The organism is Glycomyces sp. NPDC047010, from assembly GCF_040644205.1.
Lineage (GTDB): Bacteria > Actinomycetota > Actinomycetes > Mycobacteriales > Micromonosporaceae > Glycomyces.
In genome coordinates this window covers 297,688-323,509 of the sequence record NZ_JBEYVY010000007.1, presented here as the reverse complement: position 1 = coordinate 323,509, position 25,822 = coordinate 297,688, and the positions used below count along the sequence as shown (strand labels likewise).

The following is a 25,822-nucleotide window of genomic DNA, read 5'->3' as shown; positions in this document are numbered from 1 at the left end:
GCGCCCATCGGGAGGCCCTATCGGTCGCCCCACGCCTCGGCCATCGCCGTGAACGCGCTGGCGGCGGGGGAGAGGCCGTCGGGGCGGCACACCAGCGCCACGTGCAGGTGCCACGCGGGCTCGATCCGCCGCACCTCGGCGCCGGTGCGCTCGGCGAGCGGCGTCCACGACGCGGGCATGACGGCGTGCCCGAACCCGGCCAGGACCAGCGGCAGGATCGAAGTCCTGTGGGCGATCTCGGCCGCGAGGTGCACGCCGTCGACGTCGGCGAGGAGGTCGTCCACGAAGCGGCGCATGATGCTCCCGCGCTGGGAGGCGATGAGGCGCAGGCCCCGGAAGTCCTCGCGGCGGACCGTGCCGCCCGCGGGCAGGCCCGCGGCGGGCGGGGAGATGAGCACGAGCGGCTGGCTCTCGACGGGCACGACGCGGAGCTCCGCGGTGCGCAGGTCCTCGGCCGAGCCGAGGAGCCCGACCTCGCTCGCGCCGGTCCTGACGTGGGCCACGACCTCGTCGGCGGTGAACGCGCCCTCCACGTTCACGGTGATCCCCGGGTGCCGCCCGACGAACTCGGTGAGCATCGCGGTGAGCGGCTCGATCCCGGGGGAGGGCATCGAGACCATGTCGAGGCGGCCGCGTTCGAGCTCGCGCACCGACCGGGCCGCGTCGCGGGCGGTCTCCAGGTCGCGCAGGACCTGCCGGGCCGGTTCGACCAGGCGCCGCCCCGCGTCGGAGAGGACGACGCCGCGCCCGACCCGGTGGAACAGCTCGACGCCGAGGCCCCGTTCGAGGTTCGCGATGGCCTGCGAGAGGGACGGCTGCGCGATATGGATCTGCTCGGCGGCCTTCCCGAAGCCGCCGTGGTCGACCACGGCGAGGAAGTACCCGAGCTGGCGTGCGTCCAATGCGGCTCCGACGGCTGAATCGTAGATCCTATAGGATATAGGGGTGGGGCGCCCGTCCCGGACACCGTTCCACGGAGTCTAGGGCGGGCGCCCGGTTTGCGCTAGTTCGTTCAGCTTCCGATGCCGGTGAACACGACCATGAGCGGCATGAGCGCGATGATGACGACCGCGCCGATGAGGTCGAACGTGATCCCCGAGCGGATCATCTTCGTCATCGGCACGCAGCCGGTGCCGTAGACGATCGCGTTCTGCGGGGTCGAGACCGGCAGCATGAACCCGAGCGAGGCCGCGAACGTCGCCGCCAGCGCCGGCACCAGCGGATCGACCCCGGCCGCGGCGGCGAGCGGGATGATGATCGGCACGACGACCGCCGCCGACGCCGTGTTCGACGTGGTCTCGGAGATGAGCACCGCGAGGATCACGGCGAACGCGGTGATCGCGAACGCGCTGGTGATGCCGAGGGCGTCGGAGGCGCCGTTGCCGATGGTCTCGGCGAGGCCCGTGGAGGAGAGCATGGCGCCGAAGATGATCCCGGTGCCGAACAGGAGGATCGTGCCCCAGTCGATCTTCGCGGCGTCCTTCCACGTCAGGGTCGCCTGCTGCTTGGACCAGTTGACGGGGAGCACGAACAGGAGCGCGGCGCCGATGACGGCGGCGACGCCCTCGTCGAGCCGGTCGCTGATCGTGGCGTACGCACTGGAGTCGGTGCCCGAGATGAGGCCGACCGCGGCGGGGATGAGCCACAGCGTGACGGTGACGCCGAAGGCGATCACGGTGTTCTTCTCGGCGCGGGACATGCGGCCCTGCTCGGCGCGGCGCTCGCGGATGAACTCCTCGACGCCTTCGATGCGGCGGATCTCGGGCTTGTTGACCAGGAGCAGGACGACGGCGAGGACTACGAACATGATGAGGCAGATCGGGAGCGCGGCGAGCATCCACTGCCCGAAGGAGATCCGCTCCCCGGTGGCCTCCTCGATGAGGCCCCGGCCGATCAGGTTCGGCGGCGAGCCCACGGGGGTGAGGAGGCCGCCGACCGAGGCGCCGTAGGCGAGCATGAGCATGAGCGCGGTGCCCACGCGCAGGCGCATCGGGTCGAAGTCGGGCCGCACGGTCCCCTGCGCCTGCATGAGCTTGGCGATGACGGCGAGGATGCCGAGGGCCGTGGGCATGAGCATCGCGACGGTGGCGGTGTTGGAGATGAACGCCGACAGGGCGCAGGTGATGACGCCGAACGCGATGATCGTGCGGAACGTGGACCGCCCGACCCCGGGCAGGCCCAGCACGAAGTACGCGATCCGCTGCGCCACACCGTGCTTCAGCATGGCTTGGGCCAAAATAAACGCGCCGATGAACGTGAAGATCGTGGTGGACCCGAAGGGCGCCAGCACGTCGTCGCCGGGTGCGACCCCGAGGACCACGATGGCGGCGACGCCGACGAGGCCGCCGACGGGGATGGGGATCGGCTCGCAGATCCACAGGACGACGACGCCGAGGAGCACCGCGGCGAGGGTCTGCTGGTCGCCGGGCATGTCGAGGGGCAGGAACCCGAACACGAGGCTGATGAGGGGCGCGAGGAACCAGCCGACGAGGCGCCGGCCCTTCTCGAACTTCTCCTCGGCGCCCGAGCCGAGTTCGGAGAGGCTGCGGTAGGTGGAGCCGCCCAGCAGGGCCTTGTCCACATCGGTGCGAGGGGTGTCGGAGGGCGCTGCCGCTCCGCGCCCGGCTGTCGAGGCCATGCCTCCTCCTTGAGGGATTGACTGTGGTCACTGTCTCACCCGGGAGGGGATACGTCCAAGAGTCGTATCCTTTGCGGCAAATAGGCTTGGCCTATGACTTGCGGTCCCACGGACCGGCGGTCAGGGGCGCAGCGGCGCGGCCGAGTCCCTGACGACGATGTGCGTGCCGAGCACGACCCGGTCTTCGATTTCAGGTCCCCTGTGGAGCGCCAGGCGCACGGCCTCGCGGCCCAGCTGCTCGTGCGGCACGTGCACCGTCGTCAGCGCCGGGGTCAGATCCGAGGCCAGGGGGATGTCGTCGAAGCCGACGACCGAGACGTCCTCGGGGACGCGGACCCCGCGCCCGCGCAGGGCCTTGAGCACGCCCGCGGCGACCATGTCGGTGGCCGCGAAGACCGCGGTGGCGTCGGTGCGCTCCTCCCACAGGGCCTCGGTGACGGCGGCGCCGCTCTCGCGCGTGAACGTGCCGGGCCTGATGAGCGCTTCGTCCACGGCCACACCGTGGTCGGCGTGCGCCCGCCGGTACCCCCGGACGCGCTCGTCGGTGGTGGACAGGCCGGGCTCGCGGCCGACGTAGGCGATCTTGCGGTGCCCGTTGGCGAGGAGGTACGCGGTCATCGCGTACGCGCCGCCCTCGTTGTCGTACTCGACCACCGTGGCGGGCACGTCGGGGCCGGGGGAGGGGCGCCCGCACAGGACCAGGCGCGAGCCCGACTTGTCCAGGGCGCGGGCGAAGTACGCCATCCGCTCGGTGTACGTGTCGGTGTCCTGGGCGCCGCCGACGAGGATCACAGCCTCGGCACGCTGCTCGCGCAGCAGCTCCACCACCGCGAGTTCGCGCTCGGGGTCGCCGTGCGTGGTGCACAGGAGGCACAGGCGCCCTTCGGAGGCGGCCTGCTGCTCGACGCCGCGGGCGATGAACGCGAAGAACGGTCCCGTGGCGTCGTCCAGCACCAGGGCCACGGTCTTGGTGGTCGCCCCGGCGAGCGCGCGGGCGTGCGCGTTGACGACGTAGTCGAGGTCGCGCATGGCCCGCAGCACCTTCGAGCGGGTCGGCGGGGCGACGGGGTAGTTCCCGGCGATGACGCGGGAGACGGTCATGGCCGAGACGCCCGCGCGCTCGGCCACGTCGGCCAGCGTGGGGCGCTTCCCCGGCTCACTCCGTCTGGGCACCAAGGGCCTCCGTCTCTACGCCTGGCGCCAGCGTAGGTCGCCGTCCACGAGGTGCGCGAGCGGGCGGCCCGCGGCGAGCCGCTCGGCCTCCTCCACGATGTACAGGCCCATGCGCGCCAGCTCGTTGCCCTGGGAGCCGGCGACGTGCGGGGTCAGGAACACGTTGGGCAGCGCGAACAGCGGCGAGTCCACCGGCAGGGGCTCGGGGTGCGTGACGTCGAGGACCGCGGAGATCCGGCCCGTCGCCAGCTCCGCTACGAGTGCATCCGTGTCCACGAGGCGCCCGCGGGCGGTGTTGACGACGACCGCGCCGTCCTTCATGGCCGCGAACCGCTCCGCGCCGAGGAGCCCGGCGGTCTCAGGGAGGTCGGGCGCGTGGAGGCTCACGATGTCGGCCTCGGCCACGAGCCGGTCCAGGTCCACCAGCTCCGCGCCCAGGTCCTCTGCGGGGTCCGCATAGGGGTCGGCGAGGAGCACCCGGAAGTCGAAGGGCCGCAGCAGCTCCAGGACGCGCCGCCCGATCCGCGACGCGCCCACGATCCCCACGGTCCGGCCGAAGTTCCCGACCTCGGGGTGGATGTAGCCGAGCGCGAACGACCGGTCGGCGCGGAACGCCTCCCGCAGCGCGAAGACCCCCTTGCCCGCCAGGAGGATCGCCGCGAGCGTGTACTCCGCCACCGGCAGCGCGTTCGCGTCCGCCGCGGAGGAGACCGCGAGCCGTTCCCACCCGGCGTCGGCCACGAGCGGCTTCACCGACCCGGCGGCGTGCAGCACGGTGTGCAGCCGCGGCGCCCGGTCCAAAGCGGCGGTGTCCAGTTTCGGTGCGCCCCAGCCGGAGACGACGACCTCGGCGTCGGCGAGCGGCGCGAACCCCTCGTACCGCTCGGCCACGTGGGACGGGTCGATGTCGAGCACCGCCCGCAGCCGCCGCATGAGCGGCTCGGGGAACAGCCGCGGCAGGTGGACGGGGTCCATGGCGAACAGCGCGGGCAGACGATCGGCCACCGGGGGGCTCCTTCAATCGTGAAGAACAGTTATCGGTTTCTACCATAGGAGCCGAACGCCTGCTTGTCGAGTCTCGCCCCCGACCCGCCGCTCGGCCCGGCCCATTCGGCTTTGACCTGCATTCTCTCGTGCTCAGGCAATCTGATCGACCGATTCCGGTAACGATTCGGCAAAGTCGGCTTGTGTTCGCGAGCGCTTGCTCCTAGCATCGCAGATAGCGGTATCTACGCGATGCCCGACAGCCTCTCACCGCTTGAAGGAGAAGACATGCGAAACGCAAGGGCGCGTTCGTCGGCCACGCCGGCGCGGGGACTCTCACGCCGTTCGCTCATGCAGTCCGCCGGGGGTCTCTCGATCGCGGCCGCCGTGCCGCTCGCGCTCGCCGGGTGCGGCACCGGCGGCGGCACGACCGGCGGCAAGACCCCGATCCGGTTCCTCTACGCCACCGGCGACGACACGTGGAACTCGGTCGCGAAGGCCGTCGCCGACGCGTTCAACGCCAAGAGCGCCACCGCGGTCGTGGAACTCGACCCGCTGCCCGCGGGCACCGACTACCCGACCGCCATGAAGACCATGGACGCCACCGGGAACTGGCCCGCCCTCGTCGACATGCGCGACACCCTCACCTACCTGGAGGCCGGGAAGCTCGCCCCCATTCCCGACAGCGTCTCCGGCCTGCTCAACGACGAGGTCTACGCACCGGCCGAGGACGGCGACGTGTACATCGTCCCCACCACCGCCCTCAACGGCGAACTCGGCTTCAACATGGTCTACGACAAGGACTACTTCGCCGAGCACGGCCTCGCCGTCCCCACCACCTACGCCGAGTTCACCGCCCTCCTCGACGCCATCAAAGGCAACGGCGACGCGCCCCTGGCGACCGCCGCGGGCGAGATCTGGCCCTCCGACCAGCTGTGGAAGCCCCTCGCCGCCCCCACCTTCGCCCAGTACTCCGAGGCCGGCGGCTTCTGGAACGCCGTGCGCGCCGGGGACGCCTCGATCGAGGACCTCCGCGAACCCCTCCAGCGGCTCAAGGACATCACCGACCAGTACGTCCTCGAAGGCTGGCAGTCCACCCAGGACGCCCAGACCACGACCCTCCTGGTCAACCGCCAGGCCGTCATGTCCACCTCCTCGGCCGGGATCGGGCGCCTCAACGACGTCAACAAGGTCGACCCCGACTTCAACGCCGGGATCTTCTGCATCCCCGCCGATGACGGCGGCATCAACGTCCTCAAGGACGACGTCAACGGCGACTCCGCCTCCGGCTTCGCGATCTCCTCGCAGGCCGAGGAGGACGGCGGCAAGGAGTACGACGCCGCCGTCGAGTTCCTGGAGTTCTACTACTCCGTGGACGCCTGCAACCTCATGGAGGAGGCCGGGATGATCGCACCGAACGTCAAGGCCGCCGACGAGATCGTCCGCAACTCCACCATCCCCGGCGCGGGCGACTACTTCGCGCTCCTGGAGAACCCCAACCTCAAGTTCTTCCAGAACTCCACCGCATGGGCCGGGTTCAGCACCTTCCACACGTTCTTCCGGCAGGCGCGCATCGAGATGCAGGACGGCCAGACCACCATCGACGAGTGCATCGCCAAGTCCCAGGAGGAGTTCGACAACCAGGCGGAGAACGAGTGACCTCCCAGCTCGCCGAACGCCCGGCCGCCCTCACCGGCGGCCGGGCGCCCGCCCGCGCCCGGCGCCTCACCCGCCACCGGGCCGTGATGCTCCTGTTCATCGCGCCCGCGCTGATCGTCTACGTGCTCATGGTCATCGCGCCCTCGATCCAGTCGATCCAGCTCAGCCTCACCGACTGGGACGGCATCAACCCCGCGTACGAGTACGTCGGGTTCGCGAACTACCAGGACATCCTCTCCAGCGACCGGTTCTGGAACGCCACGAAGAACACCCTGATCCTCGGCCTCGGCTCCGCGGTCATCGTCAACGCGATCGCCCTCGGCGTCGCGCTCCTGCTCGACAAGCTCCACCACGCGCAGGGCTTCTTCCGCACCATCGTGTACCTCCCCGCGCTCGTCAGCGGCTTCATCGCCGCCACGATCTGGAAGTACATGCTCAACTTCAACTTCGGGGCCGTCAACACGATCCTGCGCGACCTCGGCTTCGGCGACGCCGCCATGGACTGGCTCGGCGACAACGAGATCGTCGTCGGGGTCCTGCTGTTCATCATCTGCTTCACCCTGGGCGGCAACACCACCCTCATCTACCTCGCGAACCTCCAGTCGGTCCCGCAGGACCTCGTGGAGGCCGCGAAGATCGACGGCGCCTCCCGCGGGCAGGTCTTCCGGTACGTCACCTGGCCGATGCTCGCCGGGGCCGTCACCGTCAACATGACCCTCATGATGATCGCCGGGTGGACGATCTTCGACCAGGTCATGGTCCTCACCGCGGGCGGGCCCGGATTCGTCTCCGAGACCATGGCGTTCTTCATCTACAAGGTCGGCTTCGGCGAGTACCGCGCCGGGTACGGCTCGGCCGCCGCCATCGTCCTCTTCATCGTCGTCATGGCGACCACGGTGCTCGCCAACAAGTACATGCGCAGCAGGGAGGTCCAGGCATGAGCGCCCTCAAACGCCGCAAGGAGAGGCGGCGCCTCACCCCCGGAGAGGTCGCCGTCATGGCCGTCCTGTCCGTGCTCGTCCTCGCCGTGTCCTTCCCGGTCCTGTACGCGCTGCTCAACTCCTTCCGCAGCTACGCCGAGATCACCAAGGACCCCATGGGCCTGCCGACCGGCCTCAGCTTCGAGAACTACGCGCGCCTGTTCCAGGACACCGACTACGGCGAGGCGCTCGTCAACACCCTCGTCATCACCGTCGGCACCCTCGTGCTCCTCATCGCGATCGTCCCCATGGCCGCGTGGGGCATCGAGCGGATCGGCGGCCGGTCCTCGCGCTGGCTCTACCTGCTGTTCATCGCCGGGCTCATGATCCCCTTCCAGGTCCGCATGATCCCGCTGGTCTCCTCCATGAACCAGGTCGGCCTCTACTCCACGCTCACCGGCGTCATCCTCGTCCACCTCGGCGGCGCCGCCTCGTTCGGCATCCTCCTGTACTGCTCCTTCATCAAGGGCGTCCCGCGCGAGGTCGAGGAGGCGGCCGAAGTGGACGGCGCCGGGAAGCTCCGCACGTTCTGGCACATCGTCTTCCCGATGCTCCTGCCCGTGACCTCCGCGTTCGTCATCATCCAGGCGCTGTCGCTGTGGAACGACTTCTTCATCCCCCTGGTCTTCCTCGACTCGTCCTCGGCGGGCACCATCAACGTCGCCCTCAGCCGCATGGTCGGGCTCCTCACCTCGCAGTGGGAGCTGATCTACACCGGCGCGATCCTCGCGATCGTCCCCTCGGTGGTCCTGTTCGCGGCGTTCCAGCGGTACTTCATCAAGGGCATGTCCATCGGGGCGGTGAAGGGATGACCTCCTGGCTCGCCTACGACTCGCGGCTCTCGCGCACGCTCCTCGGCGTGTTCTGGTGGTTCGCGACCTCCGTGCAGCTCCTGGCCACCGCCGTCCCGTTCGCGGCGGCCGGGCAGCTCGGCCTCACCCACCTCGGCCTCTGGGCCGGCGCCCTCGCCGCCCTCCCGGCCGGGCCCGGCCTGTACGCGGCCCTGTCGTGCATGCGGGACTTCGCCGCCGAGGGCTACCCGGGCGCGCCCTTCCGCACCTTCTGGCGCGCCTGGGCCCAAGGGTGGAACCGCCTGTGGCGCATCTGGACCGGCGCGGCCGTCCTCGGACTCCTCCTCGCCTACAACGCGGTCCTGTACGGCGGCGGCGACCTCGCGTTCGCGGCGATCTGCGCGGCCGCCGCGCTCGTCCTCGCGTCCCTGATCGCCGTCGCCAGTGCGTCCCTCGCCGGAGCCGACGGCCCCGCCCTCGCGGTCCTCACCGCGGCCCTGCGCGCGGCGGCCCGCCGCCCGCAGGCCCCCGTCGCCTGGCTCGCCCTCGCGGCCCTCGCCTACGGAGCCGCCCTCGTCCCGGTGATCGGCCCCAACCTCGCCCTGTTCACGCCCGCGGCCGCGGCCTGGTCGGTCCTGATCGTCAACGCCGCCACCGGCTTCGACCGGCAGGTCGCCTAGCGCGTCCCTCACTCGTCCGCGCCGGGGCGCCTCGCGGGGAACCCGTGCGCCTTCGCGCCGATCACCACGGCCGCGACGGGGGCCATGAGCACCAGGACGCCCCACGGGAACGAGGCCGGGCCGAGGAGGGCGAGCATGAGGCCGCCCGCCGCGCCACCTGCGGCCATCGAGGAGTTCCAGGTGGTCACCAGGAGCGCCTGGCCGCGGTCGCCGCCCGCGTCGTTGACGGCGGTCTGGAGGAGCGTCGGGACGCCGCCCCAGCCCAGGCCCCAGAGGACCACCGCGACGAAGAGGGGCGCGGGCTCGTCGGCCCAGACCGTCAGGGCCGCCGCGGCGACGAGGAAGAGGCCCGCGCTGGCGATGGTGAGGACCCGCAGGCGCCGGTCCACGAGCGCGCCGGTGACGACGATGCTCACCGCAGAGGCGATGCCGAAGACCAGCAGGACGGTCTCGCGCCGGGCGTTCATGCCGTTGGCGTCCAGGAAGGTCGCGATGTACGTGTACAGGATGTTGTGCGCGAGCACGTAGGCCGCGACGGTGAACAGGACCGGGACGACCCCGGGGAGCTTGAGCGCGGCGAGGATCGGCTCGCGCCTCCCGGCCTTCTGGCCGGGGAACTCGGGGACGGAGGCGCGGATCCAGATCGCCAGGAGCGCGGAGACGGCGGCGACGAGGCCGAACGTGAGGCGCCATCCGAGGAGGTCGCCGAGGAAGGTGCCCAGGGGGATGCCGAGGGAGAGCGCGAGCGGCACGCCCGCCATGGTGAACGCGATGGCGCGGCCCTGGAGGTGCGGCGGGGCGAGCCTGCGGGCGTAGGCGACGAGTTCGGCCCACACGACGGCGGCGGCGACGCCCGCGGCGAGGCGCAGGACCATGGTCAGCGCGTAGGACTCGGAGACGGCGGTGACGAGGTTCGCGACGGCGAACGTCAGGGCCGCGGCGAGCAGGAGCCTGCGCCGGTGCCAGGCGGCGGTGGCGGCCATGACCGGGATCGCGGAGACGCCGGTGGCGATGGCGTAGACGGTGAGGGTCTGCCCGGCCGCGGCCTCGCTGACGCGCAGGTCGGCGGCCATCTCGGGGAGGACTCCGGCCGGGAGCGCCTCGGTGAGGATCGCCATGAACGCGGCGGTGGCGAGGGCCAGGAGGGGCACGACCGGCAGGGTCTGCCGGGCGGGTGTCGGTGCGACGTGGGTTGCGGTCATGACCGGAAGCCTCCAACCTTGACACCTATGTCAGGGTCAAGGTCGCGTGGCCGGGGTCATACGGAAGCGGGCCCCGGCGGATCGCCGGGGCCCGTCCCGATTACCGCCTGGCGGTGGTCGGGTCGCCGATCACCCTGGGGGAGATCACGATCCGGTCCAGGTTCGGGGCCCACGCGTCGGGGTTGCCGAGCCGCAGGGGCTGGTCCGCGGTCGCGAGCGTGACCGACAGGGACCGCTGCGAGAAGCTGTCCCACGAGTACGTGTAGCGGAAGTACGCGTGGCCGACCTCCTCGCCGCCCTCGGTCGCCTGGAGGAGCCGGTCCACGACCTGCGGGTTGTAGTCGTGGTCGCCCGAGAGCTCGGCGTTCGCGTAGTACACGGTGACGTCGTAGTCGCCGGGCGCGGCGAAGCCGTCGCGGGGGAGTTCGACCGCGTTGCCCGCGCCGTTGCCGACCCAGCCGACGTAGGCCATGCCGGAGGCGTTCGACCCGGTCGACTCGGCGAGGTCCGTGACCGCGGCCGAGCCCAGCAGGACGGCGTCCTCGGCCTCGATCGAGACGGCCGCGTCGTCGGCGGCCCGGTCGCGCACGGTGGTCAGCGACTGGACGGTGGCGCCGTCGGGGGAGCGGAGCTCGATCTCGTTGATCCCCTCGACGAGGTGCACGGTGGCGGTGGAGCGCCACTTGCCCTTGCGGTTGGCCGCCAGTTCCGCGGTCGGCTCGCCGTTGACGACGAGTTCGACCGAGGACGCCTTAGTGGAGGACCAGTCGACGGCGACGTCGTAGTAGCCGGTCTCCATCGCGTTCGCGTACAGGTCGGCACGGGCGTCGCCCTGGAGCTTCGCCGAGCCGCGGTCGTTCCCGCCGGCCCAATTGAGGGCCGCGCCGTCTTCGAGGCGGAACGTGGAGGCCGGGTACACCGCGGACTCGTTCGCGACCGAGGTCAGCGAGACCTTGTCCAGGGTGATGTCGGAGTTCGGGAGTACGGTTGCGCCGTCCTCACTGGAGCGGATGGAGAGGAGGTGCTCACCGGCGGTGAGGTCCACCAGGACCTCGGCACTGCCGCGGTACTGCCAGCGGCTGTTCGCGTTGAGCGCGAGGTCCGCGGCGTACTGGATCGTGCCGGAGGCGGCGTCGTCGACGAACAGCGCGTGGCGGCCGGGGACGCCGGGTGCGCCGCCGACGACCTGGAGCCGGTAGGTCCCGTCTTCGGGGACCTCGACGGTCCATTCGGCGCGCGAGGTCGCCTTGTTGAACGAGCCCACGTCCTGGCCGCCGGAGGCGAGGAACTTCCAGCCGCCGTTGGCCTGCGGGTCCTGGGTGTACACGGTGGCGTCGGTGAGGTCCAGGTGCTCGGCCTCGGCCGAGGCGGTCCACGGCTGCGCCGCGGCCGCGGCCTCGACGTCGCGGGCGCCGTCCGGGGTGATGACCACCTGGTACCCGGCGTACCGGTCGTACACCGGCACGTCCAGGTTCAGCGCGCCGCCGCTGAGGTTGACCCCGTTGAGGGCCTTGACGACCCGCGGGGTGTCCGTGAGGCCCTCGGCGCCGTTGAGCGTGGTCTCGCGGACCTCGATGTCGACCTTGCTCCCGAAGATCGACCTGTCGAGGCCGCTGAGGTCCAGGGTCACGTCGGAGCCGGTGCCGCCGAACAGGACCGTGGCGCGCTTGTTGGCCTCGTCGATCGCGCCGATGCCCTGGAGGGTGTCCACGGCGTTCAGCTCCGGCGGGGTGACGGCCACGGTCTCGGCGCCTTCGAGGTCGCCGTACCACTTGAACATCCACCACCCGGCGTTCGCGCCGTTGGGGCGGGCCGAGTTGTCGGAGAGGTTCCCCGCGTAGTTCCAGTACGCGACCTGCGCGTCGACCTTCGTGTCCTCGAACATCGCGAACCACTGGATCAACTGGCCGGGGACGCCCATGTCGCGGAGCATCCCGTACTCGGTGATGTTGACCGGGATCGGGTCGATCCCGAGCTCCTGCTCCAGGGCCCGGTAGTCGGCGAAGTTCTGCCGGTACGTCGCCAGGTTGTTAATGCCGAGCTCGTGCCAGATGAAGATGTCCGGGAGCGAACCGTTGTCCTTGGCGAAGCGGAGGATGTCTTCGCTGCGCTCGGGCTGCCAGCGGGTGTCGCCGGGGCCGCCGATGCGGGCGTGGCCGAGGCCGTGGCGCTCCCAGACCTCCTGGATCTTGTCGTACGTGGCCTGCCAGTCGGCGAGGAACTGGTCCTTCTGGTTCGCCCAGTCGGGGTACCAGTTGCCGCCGTCGGGCTCGTTGTAGGGGATGAAGACGTAGTCCTGGGGGCGGTCGGAGTCGGTGGCGACGGCCTCGGCCACGAACTCGGTGACCTCCAGGAAGTCCCAGACGCCGTTGGGCTCCTCGGTGTAGGTGCCGGTCGCCTGGTCGTAGGTGCGGTCGTCGCCGGGGCGCCTGCCGCTGTTGTAGGGCCACTCGGGGTAGTAGTCCTGCACGTAGATGTACAGGTCCTCGCCGTGCTTGTCGAAGAACCCGTCCTCGATCTTGATCGCGTCGCCCGAGGGGTGCTGGGTGCCGTAGGGGGCCTTCTGCGACGAGTTGGTGATGTGGGCGCCGTTGATGACGGCCTGGGTGGGGGCGCCTTCGTCGCCGAACCCGTAGAGCGTGCCCGAGGCGCCGCCGCGGAACTCGCCCGTGCGCTCGGCGAAGTCCACCGCCAGCACTTCGGTCTCGGCGGCTTCGGCGGTTGCGCTGCTCAAGCCGGTCACGGCTGTGGCGGCGACCGCTGCGGCGGCGACAGTTGCCATCGGTCTCCTCATCGTGTCGATCCTCTTCTCATTGTCGTCATTGACGGGGGTCGATCTTCGACTGACGGCCCCGACCGTACCGAATCCTGATAACGATTTCAAGACAAGATTTGAAATCGATATCAGGACGCGTTACGGTTCCGAGTGAAATCGATATCAGGCGGTCGGCTCCCGGCCGCCGGGTCCACACCGACGGAACAGGGGCATCGTGGCCGAGCAGTTCATCTGGGGCAGTAGCCGGTTCGCACTCCGCTTCGAGTGGGGCGAGGACGCCCCGGTGCGCGTCACCGGGATCGTCCGCGACACCGCGGCGACCGACGTCCACGCGCTCCCGCTCGTCGAGATCGTCACCGCCGCTGCCGGGCACCGCCCCGCCGCCGACCGCCTCGTCCACACCGAGCTGGGCGCCCGCCTGCGCCACGTCTCCCACACCGAGACCCGCACCGCCACCGGCCGCGTCCTCACCCTCACCCAGGCCGCCGACGGCATCGCGACCGCCACCGCGATCGAACTCCTGGACGCCGCGGAAGGCGCCGTGCGCGCCCGCACCACCGTCACCGCCACCGGCGACACCACCCTCGTCCTGCGCTCCGTCGCCACCTGGACCATGGGCTTCACCCGCCCCGGCGACGACGACTTCGCCGCCTGGTCCCGCGTCACCGGCGTCAGCGACTGGTTCGGCGAAGGCCGCTGGACCCGCACCCCCCTGCGCGGCACCGACTTCCCGCGCCTCTCCACCGACCTCGCCGGACGCCAGAACCCCCGCGGCCACTGGTCCGCGACCTCCGACGGCACCTGGTCCACCGGCCACCACCTCCCCGTCGCCGGACTCGAGACCGACGGCCTCGCCCTCGCCTGGCAGATCGAGCACAACGGCCCCTGGCGCTGGGAACTCGGCGAAGACCTCGACGGCGGCTACTTCAGCCTCGCCGGACCCACCGACACCGACGCCGCCTGGACCCGCGTCCTGCGCCCCGACGAGTCCTTCACCACCGTCCCCGCCACCGTCACCGCCGGGACCGACTTCACCGGCGCCGTCGCCGCCCTCACCGCGTTCCGCCGCGCCGCCCGCCGCCCCCACCCCGACAACGCCGCCATGCCCGTCGTCTTCAACGACTACATGAACACCCTCAACGGCGACCCCACCACCGAGAAGCTCCTCCCACTCATCAAGGCCGCCGCCGACGTCGGCGCCGAGATCTTCTGCATCGACGCCGGCTGGTACGACGACTCCGGCGACTGGTGGCCCTCCGTCGGCGAATGGCGCCCCTCCACCACCCGCTTCCCCGGCGGCCTCGGCGAAGTCATCGACGCCATCCGCGACGCCGGCATGGTCCCCGGCCTCTGGCTCGAACCCGAGGTCATCGGCGTCCACAGCCCCATGGCCGACCGCCTCCCGCCCGAAGCGTTCCTCCAGCGCCACGGCCAGCGCATCGCCGAGCACGACCGCTACCACCTCGACCTGCGCCACCCCGCGGCCGTCAGCCACCTCAACGGCGTCGTCGACCGCCTCGTCGAGGAGTTCGGCATCGGCTTCTTCAAGTTCGACTACAACATCAACCCCGGCCCCGGCACCGACCGCGACGCCGACAGCGTCGGCGACGGCCTCCTGGGCCACAACCGCGCCCACCTCGACTGGCTCGACGGCGTCCTCGACCGCCACCCCGGCCTCGTCGTCGAGAACTGCTCCTCCGGCGCCATGCGCATGGACTTCGCCGTCCTCTCCCGCCTCGCCATGCAGTCCACCTCCGACCAGCAGGAGTTCACCAAGTACCCTCCGATCGCCGCCGCCGCGCCGATCTCCCTCCTCCCCGAGCAGGCCGCCAGCTGGGCCTACCCCCAGCCCGGCATGGACGAGGAGGAGGCCGCGTTCTGCCTCGTCACCGGCCTCCTCGGCCGCTACTACGTCTCCGGCCACCTCAACGAGATGACCGACGCCCAGCGCGCCGTCGTCGCCGAGGCCATCACCGCCGCCAAGACCCTCCGCGCCGGCATCGCCGCCGCCACCCCCCACTGGCCCGCCGGCCTCCCCGGCTGGACCGACCCCTGGACCGCCCTCGCCCTCACCGGCCCCGACGGCGACCTCGTCTCCGTCTGGCGCCGCGGCGGCCCCGCCGCCACCGAACTGCACTTCCCCCACCTCGCCGGACACGACGTCCGCGTCACCACCGTCTTCCCCGCGGCCCTGCCCGAATGGAAGACCGAATGGGACGCCGCCACCGGCACCCTCACCGTGCGCGGCGACGGCGCCCCCGTCGGGGCCCGCACCCTGCGCCTCACCACCTCGAAGTAACCGCAACAAGGAGCGATTCAATGAAGAACAGGTTCCGCAGCACACTCGCGCTGGCCGCGGCCGCCGCCGTGGCCCTCGCCGGGTGCTCCGACCCCGGCGCCGGCGACACCGACGCCGGACCCGCCGAGTGGCCCGCCCAGGACGCCGACCTGACCGGCACCACCCTCACCATCTGGGCCGCCCAGAACTCCAACACCGTGCCCGACAGCGTCATCGCGGGCTTCGAGGAGCTCACCGGCGCCAAGGTCGACGTGGTCACCATCCCCGACCCCTACGAGCAGGGCGTCCAGACCAAGGTCGCCACCGGCGACACCCCCGACCTCGCGTTCTGGCAGCCCACCGCCTCCCAGCTCACCGCGCTCAACGCCACCCAGAACCTCCAGTCCCTGGAAGGCGCCCCCTGGCTCGACTCCTACGACCCCGCGCTGCGCGACATCACCGGCATCCTGAACGACACCCGGTACGCCGCCCTGGTCACCACCCCCGCCGTCGAAGGCGTCTACTACAACAAGGAGGTCTTCGCCGCCAACGGCGTCACCGACCTCCCGACCGACTGGGACTCCTTCATCCAGCTCGCCCGCGACCTCAAGGCCGACGGCACCACCCCCTTCTACGAGATGGGCGCCGACCGCTGGGCCACCCAGTGGTGGGTCCAGGTCCAGCTCGCCGACGCCGCCGCCGACGGCCTCTGGGACCGCGTCAACGCCGGTGAGGAAGCCTTCACCGACCCGACCATCCAGGGCGCCATCGACGAGTACAAGGCCCTGATCGACGAGGGCCTGTTCAACGCCGACATCAAGACCGCCACCTTCGAGGACCAGGGCGCCGCCCTCCTCGCGGGCGACGCCGCCATGGTCATGCAGGTCAACTCCTTCTTCGGCCAGCTCCAGTCCCTCGCCGACACCCCCGAGCTGAACGAGAAGATCGGCTTCTTCCCGATCTCCCCGTCCGGGAACACCGGCACGTTCATCCCCGACCAGTCCAACGCGCTCGTCGCCTTCAAGACCGGCGACGCCGACCAGGAGTCCGCGGCCCGCCAGCTCCTGTCCTACTGGCTCGGCGACGGCTACGGCGACTTCGTGAACGCCCAGTCCACCGTCTCCCTCCAGCCCGGAGTCGACACGCCCGCCGACGTCCCCGACGCGCTCCTGTCCGTCTCCGACGCCGTCGGCGACTCCACCGGGTCCATGCAGGCCCTCGCCATCGCCAACCCGGACCTGTACATCTACCTGGCCGACATGATCCAGGGCACCAAGACGCCGACCGAGGTCGCCGAGGCCACCCAGGCCCAGTTCGCCGAACTGGCCAAGGCCCAAGGCGCCGAGGGCTTCTAGACCGCGCCCCAGGGGGCGCCGGCAGGCATGGCCGGCGCCCCCGCACCTCGGCAGTGCTTCTGAAAGGCAAGCCATTGAGTACGAACGCCCTCGGAGCCCCGCGCTCCCGGCACCGCGACCACCCGCTGTGGTTCCTGATCCCGGCCCTGCTCGTCCTGGTCGTGTTCTTCTTCGTCCCGACCCTGTTCAACTTCGTGTACGCGTTCACGGACTGGTCGAGCTTCAAGAGCGCCATCAACTTCGCCGGGACCGACAACTTCGTCTCGCTGTTCTCCAACGGGACGCTCCTCAACTCCCTCAAGGTCACCCTGGTCTACGCGGTCCTCGTCGCCGTCTTCCAGAACCTCTTCGGACTCGCCCTCGCGCTGCTGCTCGAACGCGACACCGCCGTCAACCGGGCCGTGCGCGTCGCGTTCTTCATCCCCGTGGTCATGTCCGCGCTGGCGGTCGGCTACATCTTCCAAGCGCTCCTCAAGCCCGACGGGGCGCTCAACGGCATCCTCGGCTGGCTCACCGGCTCGGACGTGTCGATCGCGTGGCTCGGCTCCACGACCTGGACGATCGTGGTCGTCGCGATCGTCCACGCCTGGAAGTGGATGGGCCTGTCGATGCTCATCTACCTCGCCGGGCTCAAGACCATCAACGAGGACGTCCTGGAGGCGGCCCGCCTCGACGGCGCGAGCCGCTGGACCATGTTCCGCTCCATCAGGTTCCCGCTGCTGGCGCCCGCGGTGACGTTCAACGTCGCGACCGCGCTCCTCGGCTCCATGAACGGCTTCGACATCGTCCAGGCCACCACCGAGGGCGGCCCCGGCGGGACCACCGAGCTGCTGAACATCTTCATCTTCCGGACCTTCGGGCAGGGCTTGTTCGCGCAGGCCACCACCATGAGCCTGGTCCTGTTCCTCATGGTCGCGATCCTCGCGTTCCCCGTGATCCGGTACCTCCGCAAGCGAGAGGACGTCCTGTGACCGCCCTGCCTGCCCGCCGCGCCCCAAAGCGCCGCCTCGGCCAGCCGATCGCCGCGATCCTCGTCGCCGCGGCCGTCCTCGGCGTCCCGTTCTGGCTCGTCGTCGCCACCGCCGGGAAGGACCAGGGCGAGGCCCTGGACCCGAACCTGTCCGCGCCCACGCAGTGGCACCTGTGGGAGAACTTCGCGACCGTGTTCAACGACGGCCGGATGCTCTCGGCGTTCTTCGGGAGCCTCCTCGTGATGGTCCCCGCCGTGGTCGGCGTCCTCGTCCTCGGCTCGATGGCCGCCTGGATCCTCGGCCGCCGCGGTGGCCGTCTCTCGGCCGCGATCTACGCCCTCGGCATCTCAGGGATCGTGCTGCCGCCCGCCGTCGTCACGATCGTGCTCCTGCTGCGCCAGCTCGGCCTCGCCGGGACCGCACTCGGCATGATCGGCGTCTACATGGGCATGTACCTGTCCACGGTGATCTTCTTCGTCACCGGCTTCGTGCGCACCATCCCGGTCGAACTCGAAGAGGCCGCCCGCGTGGACGGCGCCGGGCCGGTGCGCGTGTTCATCCGCATCATCCTGCCGCTCCTGCGGCCCGTCCTCGCCACCGCGACGATCCTCATCTGCCTGTACATCTGGAACGACGTCTTCTACGCGCTCTTCGTGATCGGCGGCCGCATCGACACCCTCCCGCTCAACCTCTACCAGGTCGCGAGCGCCGGGCTGTATCTCCAGAACTGGCACCTGATCTTCGCCTATATCATCCTCATGAGCCTGCCGCTGCTGATCACGTTCATGGTCGCCCAGCGCAGGATCATCTCCGGCATCACCAGCGGAGCGGTGAAATGAAGCAGGGCACGAGCGGGGCGGTGACATGAACAGGGCCGGGAACCCGACGATCTCGGACGTGGCCGCCCGCGCGGGCGTCTCCGTCCCGACCGTCTCGCGCGTCCTCACGGGCGCCGCACGGGTGAGCCCGGCCAAACGCGAGCAGGTCGAGGCCGCCATCGCGGCCCTCGGCTACCGCCCCAGCGCCGCGGCCCGCGCCCTCGTCTCCCGCAAGCCGCAGACCATCGCGATCATCGCCGGGAACACCTCCCGCTACGGCTACGCGGAGACGATCCGCGGCATCGAGATCGCCGCCCGCGCCGAGGGCTACACGGTGATGATCACGGTGGTGGAGGCCGCCGACGAGGTCGACCAGGCCATCGAGGCGACGCTCACCCAAGCCCTCGCGGGCGTCGCGGTCCTCAAGTTCGACCCGCCCGGCGTCGCGGCCCTCGGCAAGATCCCCGACCACCTCCCGGTCGTCGCCCTCTCCGGCGTCCGCGAACCCAACACGGCCCAGGCGGTCCTGGACGAAGCGGCCGCCGCCGAGGAGCTCACCGACTACCTCCTCGGCCTGGGCCACAAGACGGTCCACCACGTGCGCGTCCCGCCGTCCCGCAAAGTGGACGGCCGCACCACCGGCTGGCGCCGCGCCCTGCGCCGAGCGGGCGCGGCGATCCCCGCGGCAGTGGACGCGACCTGGGACCCCAAGAGCGGCATAGCGATCGGCAGAGACCTCGCCGCCGACCCCGGCGTCACCGCCGTGTTCTGCGGCAACGACGAGATCGCCATGGGCGTCATGCGGGGCATCACCGAAGCGGGCCTGCGCATCCCCGACGACATCTCCGTCGCCGGCTTCGACGACAACCCCCTCGCCGAACTCTGGAGCCCGCCCCTCACCACCGCCAAGCAGGACTTCGCCACCCTCGGCCGCCGCGGCTTCCAACTCCTCCTCAACACCATCAACGGCACCGACGACCGCCGCTACTCCACCGAACGCCCCAAACTCATCCTCCGCCAGAGCACCGCCGCTCCGCGTCCCGCGGGCTAGTCGCCGAAGTCGATCGATCCGGTTCTTCTGGCATTGGTCTGGAACCACCAGAGGGACGCGGCCGCGAGGGCGAGCCAGGCCGCGGAGGTCCCAACTGCGAGGGCCGCTTCGGCGAGGACCGCGGTCGGGGCGGCGTCGGTTATGGCGAGGCGGACCGCCTCCAGGCCGTGGGCCGCAGGGAAGACCGCGGCGAACCACTGGACGCCGATCGGCCAGAAGGACGTCGGGACCATGACGCCGCAGACGGCGGTCATCGTCAGGAGCGTGATGTTGGAGAAGACGTTGCGCAGCCGGTGGAAGCGCAGCGACAGGCTCCCGCAGCACAGGCCGACCGCGTAGTTCGTCAGCGCCGTCAGCAGGATCAGCGCCACCGCCGCGAGCGAGTCGCCGAATCCCAGGCGCACACCGAAGAACGGGGCCAGCGCCAGGAGCGCGATCGAAGCGGAGAGCGTCCCGGACGCGATCCAGAACCAGCTGCGGGCGGCGAGGACCACGACCATGCCCGCCGGGGCCGCCGCCAGGAGCGACAGCGTGCCGCTGCCGCGCTCCCAGGTGGTCGACGCCGAGGCCATCATGGTCTCGTTGACGGCGATGAAGACCGCCGCGCCGACGAGGAGGAAGCGGGTCCGCTCGGGGTCGCCCAGGAGCGCGCCGAGCGTCGAGTAGAAGACCACCTGGCACAGGACCCGCACCATCCAGCCGAACGCCCACGTCGTGGGCGTGTAGACGATCCGCAGGTCGGTCCAGCCGGACCACATCGTCTGCCGCAGTACCGCGATCGCGTTCACGCGAACCCCACCGTCCCGTTGCGCCGGACGCGCCGCACGAGGCGGTGCGAGAGCCAGGACCCGGCCGCGAACGTCGCGGCGGCCAGGCCGAGCACCGCGGCCAGGCGCGGCCAGAAGGCCGCCACCGGGTCGGGTGCGAGGCTGTCGCGGAGCAGGTCCGTCGCCCACGACAGGAAGAACACGCGCGAGAGCGCCTCGAACCCCGACGGCAGCATCGCCACCGGGACCATCGCGCCGCCGAGCAGGTACAGCGGGAACGTCAGGGAGTTCTGGAAGCTCCGCACGTTCCGCCCGACTACGAACACCGCGGCCATGAGCACCCCGGTCGCCGCGATCCCCGCGGCCGTCGCAGCCAGCGTCAGCGCGAACACCAGCGGGTGCGCCACGTCCACGACCACGCCGAACCCGAGCGCGCCGACCAGCCAGCACTCCGCGATCCCGGCCAGGCTCACCACCGTGATCGCCGCGATCCGCCCCAGCAGGACGATTGCCAGCGGCGCGGGTGTCGTCAGGATCGCTTCGAGGACCCCGGCGGTGCGGTCGCGGAAGATCGTCTCGCCGGCCTCCATGACCGCCATGCCGATCGAGGCCATCACTGCGGGCGCGAGGATCGCGTACGGCGCCAGGTCGGCCCGGCCGCCGTGCTCGGTGACCGACAGCAGGATCACCGCGAAGAACGGGGCGGTGACGAGCATGAGGAGCGTCCCGGGGTCGCGCCGGAACTCGCCGAGCTGGAACCGGGCCGCCGCCCAGAACGCGGGGGAGGAGTTCCTCACGGCCGCACCGCCATCCCGCGGTCCCCGATGAGGTGCAGGTACACCTCTTCGAGGCTCGGCGGCGCGGTCGACACGTCGGTCACGCCCGCCTCCACGAGCGTCCGCAGCACCGGAAGCGCCGCCCCGCCGCGATCGGTCTCGACCAGGACCGCGCCCGGCCCGGTCGCCCGGACCCGCTCCACGCCGGGCAGTTGAGCGAGCCGCTCCACCAGCGCGTCGGGCACGCCCGAAGCCCGGACCCGCTCGTGCCGCGACAGGAGCTCCCCGAGGACCCGCGGGTCCTCGCACCGCAGCAGCCGCCCGCCGTCGATGAACGACACCCGGTCGCACAGCGCCTCGGCCTCGGCCATGTCGTGCGTCGTGAGCAGCACCGCGCGGCCCTCGGCCCGCAGGTCCTCCACCAGGTCGCGGAACTCGTGCGCCGACACGGGGTCCATGCCCACGGTCGGCTCGTCCAGCAGCAGCACCCGCGGGTCCCCGACGAGCCCGCGCGCCAGGTGCAGCCGCTGCTTCATGCCCCGCGAGAACGTCTCGACCGCTTCATCGGCGCGCGGCGCCAGGCCCACCCGCTCCAGCAGCTCTGCGGCGCGCCGCCGCCCTTCGCGGCGGCCGTGCCCGTACAGCGCGGCCCAGAACCGCAGGTTCTGCGCCGCCGTCATCCGCGCGTACAGGCCGCGCTCGCCGCCGAACACGATGCCCAGGAGCGGCCGCACCCGCTTGGCGTCGGCGACGACTTCGAGGCCCTGCACGCGCGCCGTCCCCGCCGTCGGCAGGAGCACCGTTGAGAGGATCTTGCACAGGGTCGTCTTGCCCGCCCCGTTCGGGCCCAGCAGGCCGTGGACCTCCCCGGGCGCGACGGTCAGGTCGAAGTCGTCCAGGGCCCGCCGCGGCGGCCCGCCTTTCACGGCGAAGTCGCGGACCAGGCCCCGCACCTCGACCGCCGGGTCGTTTCCGTTGATGCTCATGGCAACAGCCTCGCGCCTCCATCGGGGCGCCGCAATACGTGATTCCACGTACGCGCCCGCCCCGCTAGCCTTGGCCCCATGCCCCCGCTCATCGCCCGCGACGCCGAGCTCGCGCGCATCACCGCGGCCTGGGACTCGGTCACCGCAGGCGAGGGCCCCGCCGCCGTCACCCTCGTCGGCGAAGCGGGCATCGGCAAGACCCGGCTCCTGCGCGAAGCCGCCGCCGCCCTCGCCCCGCCGCTCCTCCTCGTCGGCACCGCCCGCGCCGACGCCGCCGCACCCCACGACTGGTTCGCCGCCGCCACCGCCGAGACCGAACCCCCCGACGGCACCGACGAGCGCCTGTGGCGGGCCCTGCACCAGGAGCCCGCCGACACGCCCGCGCCGCTCCCCGACGGCGCGCTCCTGCGCGGCGCCGTCCGCGCCCTCCGCCGCCTCGTCGGCGACGGCCCCGCGCTTCTCGCCGCCGACGACCTCCACTGGCTCGACCCCGAGAGCCTCGCCCTTTGGGCCGAACTCGCCGCCGCCTGGGACCTCCCCGTCCTCCTCCTCACCGCCACCCGCCCACCCGAAGAGGCACGCCACCCTGCGGCGGCCGCCCGCACGCTCGCCCGGCTCGCCGCCGCGCGCACCGCCGACACGATCCCTCTGCGGCCCTTCACCGTCGCCGAGACCAGTGCACTCCTCGGCCGCGACGTGCCGCACGCCCGCGCCGTCCACCGCCGCACCGGCGGCAATCCCTTCTGGGTCAAGGAGCTCGCCGCCGCCGGAGCCCCCACCGCGCCCCTCCCCGGACGCCTCGCCTCACTCGTGCGCGCCCGCCTCGCCGGAGCCGACGAGGACGCCTGGAAGCTCGCCCGCGGCCTCGCCCTCCTCGGCGAGCGCACCCCCGTCGACGTCGCCGCCGCCGTCCTCAGCCCCCTCGACCGCGCCCTCCCGCAGCTCACCGCCGCGGGCGTCCTCCACCACGACGGCCCCGACCTGCACTTCCCGCACGCGCTCATGCGGGAGGCGTTCGCCGCCACCGCGCTCCCCGCCGAAGCCGCCGCCGTCCACACCGCGGCCCTCGACGCCGCGCTGGCCCGCGGCGACGACCCCGCGATCGCCGTCCACGCCCGCGCCCTCGGCGACACGGACCTGGCGGTCGCGGCCGCCGACCGCACCGCCGCCCGTCAGCTCGCCGACTGGCACACCGAGTCCGCGCAGCGCACCGCCGAAGACGCCCTCGAACTCGCCCCCGGCCACGAGGGCCTGCGCGCCACCGCCGCCCGCGCCGCGCTTCTCGCGGGAGACCACGACGCCGCCCGCGTCCACTTCGGGCACCTCGCCGCCACCGGCGACGACGCCGCGCGCTGCATCGCGCACCTGCACCTCGCCGAAGTGGACTGGCACCAGGGGCGCATCCAGGACCAGTGGCGCAACCTCGAAGCGGCCGAAGCGCTCGCGGCCCCTGGCAGCGTCGAGGCGGCCCGCTGCGCCACCGGACGCGCCATGGCCTACGTCCGCTCCGAGCAGTACGAGCCGATCCCCGCACTCTGCGACGCGGCCGAACCGCTCTTCGCGGCGCACGGCCTCGACGTCCAGCGCCGCTCGGCCGCCATCAGCCGCGCCACCGCCCTCTACTACCTCGGCGACACCGAGGCCGCGGTCCGGCTCCTCACCGACGTGTGGCGCGAAGCAGAAGCGGCGGGGGACCTGCGCAAACTCAGCCGCGCCGTGAACAACCTCCTGGCCGTCCACCTCTCGGACCTCCCCGAGGCCCAGGCGTGGCGGCTGTTCGACCGCGCCGTGGCCGCCGTCGGCGACCTCGGCATGGCCTCATGGGGCGGGAAGATCACGCGCGTCGGCGCGGACGCCGCGATGCGCTTCGGCGACCTCGCCCGCGCCTGGAACCTCCTCAGCGCCCGCGCCCGCGAGGAACCCGACCCGCACGAGCACGCCGTCCTCGCCGCGAAGGCCGGGCTCCTCGCCGTCGAACGCGGCGACCTCGAAGCGGCCGAACGCCTCTGCCGCGAGGGCCTCGACCTCGTCGCGGGCATGGACCAGGGCTGGGTCGTCACCTACCCGCACTGGCTCGCGGTGGCCCTCGCCGCGCGCCGCGGCCGCCGCCCCGAGATCGAGGCCGCCGTGCACGCCTACCGCGACGCCGTCCCGCCCGAACTGCACCGCCGCCGCGAAGGCCGCGTCATCGAAACCGCCCGGCTCGCGCTCCCCGCGATCGGATTCGATGCGGCGCAGCGGTTCCTGACCGACTGCCTCGGCACCGTCCCCGCCCCGACCGCGGGCCCGGACGCGGCCCTGTTCTGGATGGCCGTCCGGGCCGCCGCGGGTGACCGGGACGGGGTCCTCGCGCTCGCCGACGCCGCGGCCGCGAACCGCCTGCCCGCCGCGTCCAGCATCGCCCACCGCCTCGCCGCCGAAGCGAGCCGCGACCGCGACACCGCGGTCGCCCACGCGCGCAAGGCCGTCGCGCTCCTGGAGCGCTGGCCCGGCGACGCGCGCGACGCCGCCGAGGCCCTCGTGAAAACCCTCGCGGACGAACCGGTCCTCACCGCCCGCGAGTCCGAAGTCCTCGCCGCCGCCGCGCGCGGCGACTCGAACCGCCGGATCGCGGCCGCCCTCGGCATCTCGCAGCGCACCGTGGAGGTCCACATGTCGCGCCTGCTCGCCAAGACCGGCACCGCCAGCCGCACCGAACTCGTCGCCCGGCACCTCAAGCGCGCCTTACGCGTCGGCGCAGAGCGCGGTGCGGATCAGGTTGTCCGTGGCCGCGTCGAAGGCGTCGCCGTCGTGGTAGCCGTGGCGGTCGGCGGCGTTCCAGGCCAGGGAGATCTGGCGGTCGCCGTCGAGGGAGTGGAACGACTGGGTCTCGTGGCCGAGGCTGTCGCCGTCGTGGCCGAAGAACACCTCCGGGCCGCCGTCGCAATCGATGGTGATGCCGAAGAGGCCCAGCCCGTAGTCGAAGCTCTTGCCGGTCTCCTGGAAGTCGGTGGCCTCGGCGAGCTGGGCCGGGGTGAGGAGGGTGCCGTCGGCCAGGGCGTCGTAGAAGTCGTTGAGGTCGTGCATGGTCGAGACGGCGGCGCCTGCGGCCCAGAGCTGGCTGCTGGAGAGCTTCGACGTGTCCACATAGGGACGGGACTCGTCGCCGGTGCTCAGGTAGGGGACCGGGTGCGGGCCGCGGACGCCGGAGCCGCGCGGGTCGGCGAAGTAGGTGTCGGAGAGCCCGGCGGGCGCGAAGATCCGCGCCTCCATCTCCTCGCCGAGCGGGTTCCCGGTGACCTCCTCGATGAGCATCCCGAGGGCCGCGTACCCGGTGTTGGAGTAGGCGAAGCCGGTCGGGCGCGGGCCCTGGACGCCGATCTCGACGAGCTCCTCGGGGCTGTAGTACGTGCGGTAGTTCGCGTAGAAGTCGGTCATGTCGCCGCTCTCGAACACCGACGCGTACAGGTGCGGCAGGTAGTCGGGCACGCCGCCCCGGTGCTGCATCAGCTCCCTGACGGTGGGCTGCTCGTCGTAGGGGAGCAGGCCCGGCAGGTACGCGTCGAGCTGCTCGTCCAGGTCGATCGCGCCCTCGCCGTCGAGCTGGAGCAGCACGGCCGCCGTCATCGACTTCGTGACGCTCCCGAGGCGGATCCGGTCGTCGGTCGCCACATCACCGGCCCACGGCTTGAAGCTCCGCGGCCCCGCCGCCTCGGCCCACACCTCGTCCCCGGCGCGCACCTCGACGACCGCGGACTGGTCGCCCGCGCTCATGAACTCGTCCAGCGCGGCTTCGAGGGCCTCGGTGTCGAGCTCCGGCTCGGGGGAGTGGACGGCGGGGGCGACGGCGAGGCCGATCGCCAGGACTGCGGCGGAGAAGATCGTTGTCATACCTGAAACCGTATGCACCGCAGCGGTTCCGATCGATCCTGTGAACCCCCCGTGCGGTGGTACCCCC

Annotated in this window: 19 protein-coding genes and 1 pseudogene; 10 read left to right on the top strand and 10 right to left on the bottom strand. The window is 71.8% G+C overall.

What is annotated here, in order from left to right:
- Positions 1-17: 17 nt before the first annotated feature.
- The 4 genes from AB0A65_RS16735 to AB0A65_RS16720 form a co-directional block, all read right to left on the bottom strand.
- The gene (locus AB0A65_RS16735) at positions 18-902 is read right to left on the bottom strand and encodes a LysR family transcriptional regulator (protein WP_359952145.1); all 885 of its coding nucleotides are present in this window, start codon (positions 900-902) and stop codon (positions 18-20) included.
- 110 nt (positions 903-1,012) lie between these two features.
- Entirely contained in the window at positions 1,013-2,638 is a 1,626-nt protein-coding gene (locus tag AB0A65_RS16730) for a DASS family sodium-coupled anion symporter (protein WP_359952144.1), read from the bottom strand.
- A 120-nt stretch (positions 2,639-2,758) separates the two neighbouring features.
- Positions 2,759-3,811: a LacI family DNA-binding transcriptional regulator gene (locus AB0A65_RS16725; protein ID WP_359952143.1), complete on the bottom strand. Its 1,053-nt coding sequence runs from the start codon at positions 3,809-3,811 to the stop codon at positions 2,759-2,761.
- Positions 3,812-3,826: 15 nt separating this feature from the next.
- Positions 3,827-4,816, bottom strand: a complete 990-nt coding sequence (locus tag AB0A65_RS16720; protein ID WP_359952142.1) for a hydroxyacid dehydrogenase — start codon at positions 4,814-4,816, stop codon at positions 3,827-3,829.
- A gap of 330 nt (positions 4,817-5,146) precedes the next feature.
- Here AB0A65_RS16720 and AB0A65_RS16715 point away from each other — a divergent pair, with 330 nt between their 5' ends.
- The 4 genes from AB0A65_RS16715 to AB0A65_RS16700 are packed head-to-tail and all read left to right on the top strand — an operon-like array spanning position 5,147 to position 8,905.
- Positions 5,147-6,454 carry an extracellular solute-binding protein gene (locus tag AB0A65_RS16715; protein WP_359952141.1) on the top strand — a complete coding sequence of 436 codons (1,308 nt, stop codon included), beginning with the start codon at positions 5,147-5,149 and terminating at the stop codon, positions 6,452-6,454.
- Positions 6,451-7,395, top strand: a complete 945-nt coding sequence (locus tag AB0A65_RS16710) for a sugar ABC transporter permease (RefSeq protein WP_359952140.1) — start codon at positions 6,451-6,453, stop codon at positions 7,393-7,395. Before AB0A65_RS16715 ends, AB0A65_RS16710 begins: the two co-directional genes overlap by 4 nt.
- Positions 7,392-8,246 carry a carbohydrate ABC transporter permease gene (locus AB0A65_RS16705; protein WP_359952139.1) on the top strand — a complete coding sequence of 285 codons (855 nt, stop codon included), beginning with the start codon at positions 7,392-7,394 and terminating at the stop codon, positions 8,244-8,246. Before AB0A65_RS16710 ends, AB0A65_RS16705 begins: the two co-directional genes overlap by 4 nt.
- Entirely contained in the window at positions 8,243-8,905 is a 663-nt protein-coding gene (locus AB0A65_RS16700) for a hypothetical protein (RefSeq protein WP_359952138.1), read from the top strand. Before AB0A65_RS16705 ends, AB0A65_RS16700 begins: the two co-directional genes overlap by 4 nt.
- Before the next feature lie 8 nt (positions 8,906-8,913).
- Here the strand turns inward: AB0A65_RS16700 and AB0A65_RS16695 are convergent, their stop codons facing one another.
- Together AB0A65_RS16695 and AB0A65_RS16690 are read right to left on the bottom strand one after the other, a co-directional pair.
- Positions 8,914-10,107 (bottom strand): MFS transporter, encoded by a 1,194-nt coding sequence (locus tag AB0A65_RS16695; RefSeq protein ID WP_359952137.1) that lies wholly within the window; start codon positions 10,105-10,107, stop codon positions 8,914-8,916.
- Between the two features lie 100 nt (positions 10,108-10,207).
- On the bottom strand, positions 10,208-12,889 hold the full coding sequence (locus AB0A65_RS16690; protein ID WP_359952136.1) for a hypothetical protein: 2,682 nt from the start codon (positions 12,887-12,889) through the stop codon (positions 10,208-10,210).
- A gap of 208 nt (positions 12,890-13,097) precedes the next feature.
- Between AB0A65_RS16690 and AB0A65_RS16685 the strand changes: the two genes are divergently transcribed.
- The 5 genes from AB0A65_RS16685 to AB0A65_RS16665 all read left to right on the top strand — a co-directional run bounded on the left by AB0A65_RS16685 (position 13,098) and on the right by AB0A65_RS16665 (position 19,356).
- A complete protein-coding gene (locus AB0A65_RS16685) occupies positions 13,098-15,182 on the top strand; it encodes a glycoside hydrolase family 36 protein (RefSeq protein ID WP_359952135.1) in 2,085 nt (694 codons plus the stop codon).
- A gap of 20 nt (positions 15,183-15,202) precedes the next feature.
- The gene (locus AB0A65_RS16680; protein WP_359952134.1) at positions 15,203-16,516 is read left to right on the top strand and encodes an ABC transporter substrate-binding protein; all 1,314 of its coding nucleotides are present in this window, start codon (positions 15,203-15,205) and stop codon (positions 16,514-16,516) included.
- Between the two features lie 74 nt (positions 16,517-16,590).
- Complete coding sequence (locus AB0A65_RS16675; protein WP_359952133.1) at positions 16,591-17,487, top strand: sugar ABC transporter permease; 897 nt, start codon at positions 16,591-16,593, stop codon at positions 17,485-17,487.
- Positions 17,484-18,326 (top strand): carbohydrate ABC transporter permease, encoded by an 843-nt coding sequence (locus tag AB0A65_RS16670; protein ID WP_359952132.1) that lies wholly within the window; start codon positions 17,484-17,486, stop codon positions 18,324-18,326. The genes AB0A65_RS16675 and AB0A65_RS16670 overlap by 4 nt, the downstream gene beginning before the upstream one ends.
- A gap of 25 nt (positions 18,327-18,351) precedes the next feature.
- Positions 18,352-19,356: a LacI family DNA-binding transcriptional regulator gene (locus AB0A65_RS16665; protein WP_359952131.1), complete on the top strand. Its 1,005-nt coding sequence runs from the start codon at positions 18,352-18,354 to the stop codon at positions 19,354-19,356.
- On the opposite strand, the gene AB0A65_RS16660 is transcribed toward AB0A65_RS16665, so the two are convergent.
- Genes AB0A65_RS16660 through AB0A65_RS16650 form a run of 3 tightly spaced genes read right to left on the bottom strand, consistent with a single transcriptional unit; the run spans position 19,353 to position 21,885 of the window.
- Positions 19,353-20,144, bottom strand: coding sequence for an ABC transporter permease (locus AB0A65_RS16660; protein WP_359952130.1), 792 nt, complete (start codon positions 20,142-20,144; stop codon positions 19,353-19,355). The two genes, AB0A65_RS16665 and AB0A65_RS16660, sit on opposite strands and share 4 nt — an antisense overlap.
- The gene (locus tag AB0A65_RS16655; protein WP_359952129.1) at positions 20,141-20,920 is read right to left on the bottom strand and encodes an ABC transporter permease; all 780 of its coding nucleotides are present in this window, start codon (positions 20,918-20,920) and stop codon (positions 20,141-20,143) included. Before AB0A65_RS16655 ends, AB0A65_RS16660 begins: the two co-directional genes overlap by 4 nt.
- Positions 20,917-21,885, bottom strand: coding sequence for an ABC transporter ATP-binding protein (locus tag AB0A65_RS16650; protein WP_359952128.1), 969 nt, complete (start codon positions 21,883-21,885; stop codon positions 20,917-20,919). The genes AB0A65_RS16655 and AB0A65_RS16650 overlap by 4 nt, the downstream gene beginning before the upstream one ends.
- A gap of 78 nt (positions 21,886-21,963) precedes the next feature.
- Between AB0A65_RS16650 and AB0A65_RS16645 the strand changes: the two are divergent.
- Positions 21,964-24,579: pseudogene (locus AB0A65_RS16645) on the top strand (AAA family ATPase); the annotation flags it as partial.
- Positions 24,580-24,609: 30 nt separating this feature from the next.
- Here AB0A65_RS16645 and AB0A65_RS16640 read toward each other — a convergent pair.
- Entirely contained in the window at positions 24,610-25,638 is a 1,029-nt protein-coding gene (locus tag AB0A65_RS16640; protein WP_359952225.1) for a serine hydrolase domain-containing protein, read from the bottom strand.
- Between the last annotated feature and the right edge of the window lie 184 nt (positions 25,639-25,822).